Source organism: Nonomuraea marmarensis, assembly GCF_043197025.1.
Classification (GTDB): Bacteria; Actinomycetota; Actinomycetes; order Streptosporangiales; family Streptosporangiaceae; genus Nonomuraea; species Nonomuraea marmarensis.
The window spans coordinates 1-8789 of sequence record NZ_JBICRM010000083.1; the positions used below are offsets into that span (position 1 = coordinate 1).

The 8789-nt window shown below is 65.4% G+C and carries 9 protein-coding genes and 1 pseudogene; 4 read left to right on the forward strand and 6 right to left on the reverse strand.

What is annotated here, in order from left to right; all coding sequences use genetic code 11:
- On the forward strand, positions 1–1604 hold a 1604-nt coding region (locus ACFLIM_RS49725), incomplete at its 5' end, for an SAM-dependent methyltransferase (protein ID WP_393177859.1).
- Between the two features lie 144 nt (positions 1605–1748).
- On the opposite strand, the gene ACFLIM_RS49730 is transcribed toward ACFLIM_RS49725, so the two are convergent.
- Complete coding sequence (locus ACFLIM_RS49730) at positions 1749–2246, reverse strand: divalent metal cation transporter (RefSeq protein WP_393177874.1); 498 nt, start codon at positions 2244–2246, stop codon at positions 1749–1751.
- A gap of 197 nt (positions 2247–2443) precedes the next feature.
- On the opposite strand from ACFLIM_RS49730, the gene ACFLIM_RS49735 reads away from it, so the two are divergent.
- Positions 2444–2932: a hypothetical protein gene (locus tag ACFLIM_RS49735; protein WP_393177860.1), complete on the forward strand. Its 489-nt coding sequence runs from the start codon at positions 2444–2446 to the stop codon at positions 2930–2932.
- A 7-nt stretch (positions 2933–2939) separates the two neighbouring features.
- Here ACFLIM_RS49735 and ACFLIM_RS49740 read toward each other — a convergent pair.
- The 4 genes and pseudogenes from ACFLIM_RS49740 to ACFLIM_RS49755 all read right to left on the reverse strand — a co-directional run bounded on the left by ACFLIM_RS49740 (position 2940) and on the right by ACFLIM_RS49755 (position 5690).
- Positions 2940–3735 (reverse strand): annotated as a pseudogene (locus ACFLIM_RS49740) (IS5 family transposase).
- A 60-nt stretch (positions 3736–3795) separates the two neighbouring features.
- Positions 3796–4029, reverse strand: a complete 234-nt coding sequence (locus ACFLIM_RS49745) for an Nramp family divalent metal transporter (RefSeq protein ID WP_393177862.1) — start codon at positions 4027–4029, stop codon at positions 3796–3798.
- Between the two features lie 233 nt (positions 4030–4262).
- On the reverse strand, positions 4263–4466 hold the full coding sequence (locus tag ACFLIM_RS49750; RefSeq protein WP_393177864.1) for a hypothetical protein: 204 nt from the start codon (positions 4464–4466) through the stop codon (positions 4263–4265).
- 738 nt (positions 4467–5204) lie between these two features.
- A complete protein-coding gene (locus ACFLIM_RS49755; protein WP_393177866.1) occupies positions 5205–5690 on the reverse strand; it encodes an Lrp/AsnC family transcriptional regulator in 486 nt (161 codons plus the stop codon).
- Between the two features lie 34 nt (positions 5691–5724).
- On the opposite strand from ACFLIM_RS49755, the gene ACFLIM_RS49760 reads away from it, so the two are divergent.
- Positions 5725–6633: an EamA family transporter gene (locus ACFLIM_RS49760; RefSeq protein ID WP_393177868.1), complete on the forward strand. Its 909-nt coding sequence runs from the start codon at positions 5725–5727 to the stop codon at positions 6631–6633.
- Between the two features lie 190 nt (positions 6634–6823).
- Here the strand turns inward: ACFLIM_RS49760 and ACFLIM_RS49765 are convergent, their stop codons facing one another.
- On the reverse strand, positions 6824–7786 hold the full coding sequence (locus tag ACFLIM_RS49765) for a LysR family transcriptional regulator (protein WP_393177870.1): 963 nt from the start codon (positions 7784–7786) through the stop codon (positions 6824–6826).
- Between the two features lie 94 nt (positions 7787–7880).
- On the opposite strand from ACFLIM_RS49765, the gene ACFLIM_RS49770 reads away from it, so the two are divergent.
- On the forward strand, positions 7881–8483 hold the full coding sequence (locus ACFLIM_RS49770; RefSeq protein WP_393177872.1) for a short chain dehydrogenase: 603 nt from the start codon (positions 7881–7883) through the stop codon (positions 8481–8483).
- Positions 8484–8789 lie beyond the last annotated feature (306 nt).

Below are 8789 nucleotides of genomic sequence, written 5' to 3' on the forward strand. Positions count from 1 at the left end.
TGGGTGCGGCGGCTACACGGCTGCTAACCGGCGTCTTCCCCTCCATATCGGCAGCCTCCGCGGATGAGACCGTCGATTGGCCGGAGGTAACCGCACTGACGCGCTATCGCACATATCGCGCGATACGGTCTCTAGTGGAAAGGCTCTCCGCAACATCGGGAATCGCGATCCTTCTGGACGATATCCATTGGGCCGACGAGGCCTCGATAGAACTACTCGACCATCTCCTTCGTCACCCACCACTCGGGAACGTGCTGATTGCGATTGCATATCGCCAATGGCAGACGGAACCTCGGATCGCCTCTCTCATCGAGTCCGTCCTCCGCCACGGCCAACTGGTGCGAGCAGACCCATTTACCCTGACTGAGACCGAAGAATTCCTGGGCCCACAAGTTGAGGCTCAACACCGTCGGGCCATTCATGAAGCAAGCAATGGCATTCCCCTCTACCTCGAAGCACTGGCGTATATGCGGAGCCCCAGAGCCTTGATCGGTGTCGGCGAAGATACCGAGAGCGAGGGCGAACTTCCTATCTCGGTCCAGGCGGCATTGTACAGCGAACTGCACCGCCTATCACCCGTCGCATTCCAGGTCGTACAGGCGGCCTCGCTGATCACTGACGAATTCGACCCTGATAATATCGCCGCAGCCACACAACTAGGCAAAGATGATGTTCTGGCGGCGTTCGATGAGATCACAACGTACGGCCTGATACACCCAACAAGAATTGGCGGACGGTTCCGATTCCGACATCCCCTAGTACGCAACGCGGCCCATAACCTGGCCAGCAACCTGTCTGACTCAGGACTACGGCCGGCCAGCCAGACTCGAATCGCTGCCCACGTTAACGCCAACGTCGCACATCCAGCTCGAATCTACGACTATCTACTCGGGGGGAAGGAAAACTTCGAAGCGGACAGGACAAGCGCCGCAGAGATTATCAAATCATCACCACTGGCTCCTATAGTGGCGCGCGAGAATCGCAAATTTCTCGTACGCGCCGTCGAGTACCTCGCGCCCAACGTTGAACAATTTATCGATATTGGTGCTGGCTTTCCTACCAGACCAAATGCGCATCAGGTCGCTCGTCGTCAGAACCCTGGCGCCCGGGTTGCCTACGTTGATAATGATCCAATGGTTCTCAGTCACGCCCGTGCCATGCTACCGACAGACGATCGCACGATCGCCGTTGGCGCCGACATGACAACACCCTATGATATCGTTCATGATAGTGATATACAAAACTTGATCGATTTCACGAAACCCGTCGCCGTGTTGCTCGTCGCGGTTCTCCATTTCCTGGAGGACGAAGCCGCCGGAAAGCTTGTGGGCGCTTTCCGTGAGGTAATGGTGCCGGGAAGTTGCTTGGTAATCAGCCATATGTTGACCCGCTCTGACCTGATGGAAGCCAGGCTGATCTACAGACGAGCCACGCGCACGCACATCAGCGGAAGAACGAGAGACGAGATCGACGGCATGTTCGATGGCTTCGCTTATGTTGAACCGGGTTTGGTTCCGGTGGCGGCCTGGCGGCCAACCCGCGATCTCCCGACACGTCTTCGGAATCTGCCGATGCTGGCCGGCATTGGCATTCTGCGACAGTAAACCGGTGGCAGCCGATGGGAGGAGATCTAGTCCGCCGACCATGCGAAGGCGGCGATCAGATAGCGCAGCCCGTGCTCACCTCGGCGGCCATGTGCGCGTGGATTTCCGCGATGGAGATGTCTGTCGTCGGCCGGTCGCGGCTGATCAGGGCCGCGGCGATGGGCAGCATGGACAGGTTGACGACCCCGGGCCATGCTCAGCGCGATCAGGAAGTCCATCCGGGTGTAGCGCGCAGGATCCCACGCTGGGCCTGGCCGCCCGTCCTGATTCGACCCTCGGTCGGGGAGGAGTGCAGATAGACCGCGTGCGGCCGGACGGTCGCGCCCACCACGGCCACGACGAGAGTCGTCTGGTCGGCTCCTGGATGCCCGGCACCAGCCCGGCGACCGCGGCGGCGGGGGACTGGCCGTCTACCTCGAGGACCTGGAACACGAACGCGCCGGTCACCGCCACCAGCAGCAGGGTGACGGCCAATTCGAAGCTCTTGAACCCCCGCCGCTGGAGGGACAGCAGGGTGAACGCGATCGCCCCGGTGATGACCCCGGCGACCTGCGGCGACATCCCGAAAGGCAGATGCAGCCCGACAGAGGCGCCCACGAACTCGGCCACATCGGTCGCCATCGCCACCAATTCACCCTGTATCCCCCAGGATGGTGTTCGTCCGTCCGCCTAAGTGGTCCCATCAGAATGAATCTTGACTGGCCGTGCATTCATGCTTCGATGCCCATCGAGATGTTCGGGTCCTAGGTTGTGTGCCGGGGCCGTTGTCTGTCGCCGCCGGGTTGGGATCGGTGTGTGTGCCCTGTCTGGTCGTGAACGCATTGAGCTGGAGGCCGTGGATGTCCGATGAGATCCCGACGACTGATGATCGCGAACCGGCGCTGGTCGTGACGTCAATGATCGACCATGTACTCGATTTGGCGGCGACCTGGACAGCGTGGGATGGTCGCCCGGTGCGCGCCGATGAGCGGGTCTACACCCCGCACAAGGCAATCCGCCGAGTCACCGATCACCTCATCGATCACCTCGCCGAGGTAGAAGCACGGCTGGCCGGCAACCCCACGATCCCTGATCGCTGGCATGCGTCGGCGAGCACAACCCCTGCCGATCTGGCGCCCTTCACTGACCAAGACCTGAACGAGGCCAGGAGTCGGCTCACCCGGCTCAGTCAGATCTGGGCCGACCGACTGATCGCGCTCACTCCAGACCAGCTCGACCGGTCGCCCGGTGAGGGCTGGACCTTCCGGCAGATCGCGTTCCACCTGGCCGAAACGCCCTGCTACGCCGACGCCGTTGGAGACCTGTCGGCGGTTGGATCCGATCGCTGACCTCTTATCAGCTTCTCGTGAGCCGTCGCCAGCGGATGATGGCGGCGGCGAGGGTCATGAAGGTTTCGTGGTTGTCGTCGCGGACCTCCCAGCGGATGCGCAGGCGGCGGAACCAGTGCAGTAGCGCGATCGTCCGCTCGATCACCCACCGGTGAATGCCCAGACCGGAGCCGTGCGGGGTGCCGCGCCGGGCGATGATGGGTTTGATGCCGGTGCGCCAGACCAGACGGCGGTACTTGTCGTGGTCGTAACCGCGGTCGGCGTACAGGCAGGCGGGCCGCCGAGGGCGGCCGTGGCGGCCCCGCACCGGCGGGATTGCCTTGATCAGCGGCAGGAGCTGAGTGACGTCGTTGCGGTTGCCGCCGGTCAACGACACGGCGAGGGGGATCCCGTTGCCGTCGGTGATGACGTGGTGTTTCGAGTCCGGCTTGGAGCGGTCAACCGGGCTCGGCCCGGTTTTGGGCCGCCCTTGAGCGCCCGGACGTGGGAGCTGTCGATCACCCCTTGGACCAGTCCAGCTGACCAGCGGCATGCAACTCCGCGAGCAGCAGTTGATGCAGCCTGTCCCACACACCGGCTGCGTGCCAGTCGCGCAGCCGCCGCCAGCAGGTCATCCCCGAGCCGAAGCCCAGCTCTTGGGGCTGGAGCTCCCATGGGATCGCGGTGTTGAGCACGAACAAGATGCCCTGCAACGCCAGCCGGTCATCCAGCCGTTTACGGCCCGGATGGCGCTGGCGCCGCTCTACTTTCGGCAGCAGCGGCTCGATCCGCTCCCACAAGCTGTCCGGCACGATCCACGGCAGCTGCTCCACCCTTTCACGCCGAGATCAACGATCAGCAGCCCTGCGGGACACGACCCTAGATCATTTTGTCAGTAGCTCTAAGCGTGCCCGGCACAGCGCGGGCAGGCTCTGTCCGGTCGCGATACCGATCTTGGCCGAGGAGTATTGGACAAACATCGCCATCACGTTGGCGGCCATGAGCACCCAGACGATTCGGTAGCCGTACTGTGCTCCGGCGGCGAAGTTGCTGGCGGAGTTGCCTGGGTCGATGTAAGCGACCGAGGCGACGAATGCCGGGCCGAGCCGCGTCACCATCGCTCGTCTGGGTCCGGTCCTGAGGATTCCCGTCGAGGGGGCGGTTGGCGTGCCGCTGCCAGCGATCCAGGATCGTCCAGATGGTGTTCACGTCGCTCGCTCAAGCTCGGTCCGGAATGCCTGTTGTCGAAGCGGCTTCCGAACATCTCTCTCAATCCAGATCGGCGTACGGCCAGCCCCGCCGGGAGAGCGCGTCCACAAAGCAGCAGAGACCGAGGCCTCATATCGGACTGCTAGGACTGGCGCAAGCGCTGTTCTTGCTGGTGTCGTTCGGTGGCGGCCTGGATCGCGTTGCCCTGGCGTTCGTCGAGTTCGCTCCATCGGGCCATGGCGTACCGCTCGGCGTTCTTCAGGCGCGTCGTCGCTCCCTGGAATCGGGGCTTGACATATCGGGCGAACAGCTCGTAGGGGCGCATGTCTCGGCTGGCCGTGCCCACTCGTGAAGCATGAGCAGATATGTGTCTAAGCCGCCCGACTGCTTCTCCAGCCGCTCAATCTGGGCGATCACGTCATCGGGAGTGCCGATGACGCCAAGCCCGGTCTCGTTGACCCACGCCACCCGATTCTCAAAGGTGTCGCCAGCGGCGCGGAGGTGGGGGCGGCGACCACAGGCTGGGTGTAGTCGCCACTAGGTATCCAGCCCGTGCCGTACGTCCTCGATCGCCTGCTCCTTGGTCTCTGCCAGGTGCATCGGCCCGACCAGCGACCAGGCGCCATGCCTCCCGTGCCGCCGTGTGGCCGAACTCCTCGGCGCGCTTGACCATGACGTCCCAGTGGAGGGCGAGCACGTCGAAACCGCCCTTGGCGGTGGCCCCTACCGACAGCAGACCTGCGCCGTGCTTGCCGGCGGCGCGCGGCCCAATGGGGGAGGCGACCGCCGCTACCGCGATGTCGAAAGTCGCTATACGGGCTGAACTGGGTCCGGGCATTGACTAGGTTGTACCGACTTGTCCTGGCGGTGACCTCCTCGCCGTTGAGCAGAGCCGTAGGCCGAGATCGGATCCTGACCCATCGGCGAGTGAAACGGTGCGAGAAAGGCTCCGAACCTGATCCGTGCCATGGCGTCTCCTGCCTTGCCCGATCCAGTGGTTGGCCAGCCTTGTTGGCTGGTGACAACGCTGATGGACGCCTCATGGCACGCAGTGTTCCGCTGTGGGACACAGCTCCGGGCGTGCTCATCCCATGAGCGGTAGCGGGCGGCGTGGCACAGAGGCGGTGTGGATGAGCGACGTCGTCGTCTGGCCGTACGGGGTGAAAAGGTCGAGGATGTGCTCGAGCTCGTCGACCGATCGCAGGTGCATGGTGAAGTAGAAGCAGTCGTCGCCGGTCATCCGGTAGCACTCGACGATCTGCGGCACCTCTTTGGCGATCTTGGCGATGCGCTGGAGCTCCCGGATCTCGGGGCGGATGCGGACCATCACGGTGACGGGGAAGCCGAGGGCCCGCGGGTCGACCTCGGCGTGGTAGCCGGTGATCACACCGGCCTCCTCCAGCCGCCGCACCCGCTCGGCCACCGCGGGGGCCGACAGGCTGACCCGGCGGCCTAGCTCCGCGAAGCTCACTCTGGCGTCGAGCTGCAGCTCGGTGACGATACGAAGGTCGAGGGCGTCGATTTCCTTGGGTTCGTACGCCTGCCCGGGATTGATCCTTCGGTTCCCCATTCTCCCAAACTACGCCTCCGCCGAGCATGGAGGCATGTCGATCCCGGGCCCGCGCGCCGTCCTCTCCGCGGCGCCCGCATGGTCGTACTTTGTGGGGAGCGCGGTCTTCCACTACCTCGGTCCGGCCTTCGCCGTGCTGCTGTTCGCGAGGGTCGCCCCGCTCGGGGTGGCCGGGCTGAGGATCTGGAGCGCCGCGCTGGTCCTGGCGCTCTGGCGGCGGCCGTGGCGTACCTTAGCCCGGCTCGGTCGCGGCGGCCGTCGCACGATCGTCACTTGGGGCGCGGTGCTCGCGGTCATGAATGCCTGCTTCTACCTGGCGATCGACCGTCTCCCGCTCGGCACCGTGGCCGCGATCGAGTTCCTGCCCGTCATCGGTCTGGCCGCGCTGGGCGCCCGTACGGCCCGCAACGTCGTGGCACTGGCGGCGGCCGCCGGCGGCGTCTACGTGCTGACCGACCTGCGGTGGGAGGGCGCGCCGATCGGGTTCGTCCTCGCCTTCGCCAATGCGGTGCTGTTCGCGTGCTACATCATGCTGGCGCACCGTGCGGCGCGGCTCGGGCGGGGGATCGGCGGCATCGACGGGCTGGCCGCGGCCATGCTCGCCGCCTCGGCATTCGCACTGCCGCTGGCCGTCTGGCAGGCCGCGCCCACCCTGGCCGATCCCGTCGCACTGGGCGCCGGGGCCGGGGTCGGGATCTGCTCGTCAGTGATCCCGTACGTTTGCGACCAGCTCGCCATGGCGCGCATGGCCCGTTCGACGTACGCGCTGCTGGTGGCGCTGCTGCCCGCCACCGCCACGGTGATCGGCGCCGTGGTGCTCCGCCAGCTCCCCTTACTCCCCGAGCTCATCGGCGTCGCCCTCGTCGTGCTCGCAGTGGCGCTGCATCGCGAGCACCCATCCGCACAGGAACGCGATACACCAGACTCGGCACGTCGGGACTGAAGGTGTCCCGGATCTGCCTGGCATGATGAGCCACGGCGACCCGACCGCCGCGCGTGGATGCTGCGCGAGGACATAGACGAGCCGATCGTGCGACGCGCGCCCCCCGCTTGAGAAACTGGCTCTGGCACATTCTCTGTGGTGCGTCACGGTTAGTGATCAGATAGCGCGCTTAACATCGTTGCGCGGCTGCTTAAGAGTCGATCTCGAGAGGTCGGGAAAATTGCCGGTCAGGCTGCGGGACGCTATTTTCGGCACTCGCTGCCGCTGATGTGGTCATCTGCTGCAGGCATGCGGTCGCGGCGATGATGGCCGGATTGGTGTCCGTGCCGGTTCGGATGACGGCCTCGACTGCTCGGCCGGGGCCGGGGAAGGGCAGGATCGCCACTCCGGCGGGCGGGTTGCGGCACATCATCATCGGCAGGATCGTGGCCCCGAGTCCGGTCGCGACGAGGAAGATCGCGGAGCGAAGGTCTCGATAGCTGTGGTCCATGCGAGGGCTGAATCCTGCGCTGTGGCACATGTGCAGGAGCACATCACGGCAGTCGCTCGGCTCGGGAGTGATGATCCATGGGTGGTGGCGCAATGCGCCCACCCCCTGGCGGTCCACGGCGTGCCGCATCTTCTCTGGCACGGCCAGCGCTATGGGCTCGTCGAACAGCACACGCGAGGTCAGGCCGGCGGGTATGGCCGTGCCGAGGTGGTGGTAGCGGTAGACAATGGCGAGATCGAGCTCCCGGCGCTTGAGCTGGGTGAGGGCTTCGTCGGGCTCGGACTCGATGATGCGCGGGCGCAGGTGCGGGTAGGTCCGGCTGAGTGTCGCCGCCAGCGGTGCCGCGATCTCCTCGAGGCCGCTGGGGAAGCATCCGACCAGCAGCTCGCCGCTCACTTCGTTGCTCACCGCCCGTACGGTGCTGCCCGCGCGTTCGAGGGCGGCCAGGACGTGCTCGCATTCGGCGGCGAGTGCCAGGCCCGCCGCCGTCAGCCGAACCGTCCTTCCCTCCCGGTGAAGCAGCTCGGCCCCTGTCTCGGCTTCGAGCGCGCGCAGCTGCTGGGAGACGGCGGACGGAGTGACCTGGTGTAGGTCCGCAACGGCGGTCACCGTGCCGTAGTCGGCCAGATCACGCAGAAGGATCAGCCGTTTGACATCCAACATTAGCTAAGCTTAACAAGCATTGGAGTTTATGTAGCTGGACCGCAAAGGCTATGAGCCCGCATGCTTCCGATATCAGCCGAGGGAAGGGGCGTACATGAAGGTGTTGCTGATCGGGGCGGCAGGGACTCTCGGCCGGAGCGTGCACCAGGCACTGCGGGAGCGCGGCCACGAGGTCGTCACCGCCTCTCGCAGCGATCCCGCGCTCACGGTGGATATCACCGACCCCGGATCCATCCGCTCGATGTACGACAGAGCCGGTGCGGTCGATGCTGTAGCCAGCACGGCGGGCAGCGTTGCATGGCGCCCGCTGGACCGGCTCTCCCATCAGGACGTGATGGACAGTCTGGTCGGCAAGGCGTTGAGCCAGGTCGAGCTCGTCCGGCAGGGCAGCGCCCACCTGGCCGATGGGGGTTCTTTCACCCTCATCACCGGCGTGCTCGCCCGCGACCCTGTTGCGACCGGGTCGATGGCGTCGCTGGCCAACGGTGCGGTCGAATCCTTCGTGCGGGCGGCGGCGATCGAACTCCCGCGCAGGCAGCGCATCAACGCGGTCAGCCCGACGGTCTTCGTCGAGTCGCTCGCCGACTACGGCGACCTGTTCGCTGGCTTTGAACCCGTACCGGTCCGCCGCGCGGCTGGCGCCTACATTCGGTCGATCGAGGGCCGCCAGACAGGACAGGTGTACATGGTGGGGTAGGAGAAACCAGACGAGCCCACGCGACGACGTCGACGACGTACGCCGAGCCGTACACGGATAGGCCCATCAGGTACCGCGTACCGCTGAGCTCGGTGACGGTCCGGCAATCGAGCATCGACCTGAGACCGGTACGGGGGCGCACGTTGGTGCGCCCCCGTCAACTGTCACCTCACCTTAGCGGCGGTCACCGCGCTACCGCCGGCGGTTGCTCACGACGGTGAACGAGGCCTCGGCGACCTTGCTGCCGACCGTGACGCTCACGGTCTTGTCGCCGGCCTTCGTCTTGGACGGCACGGTCAGGGTCTT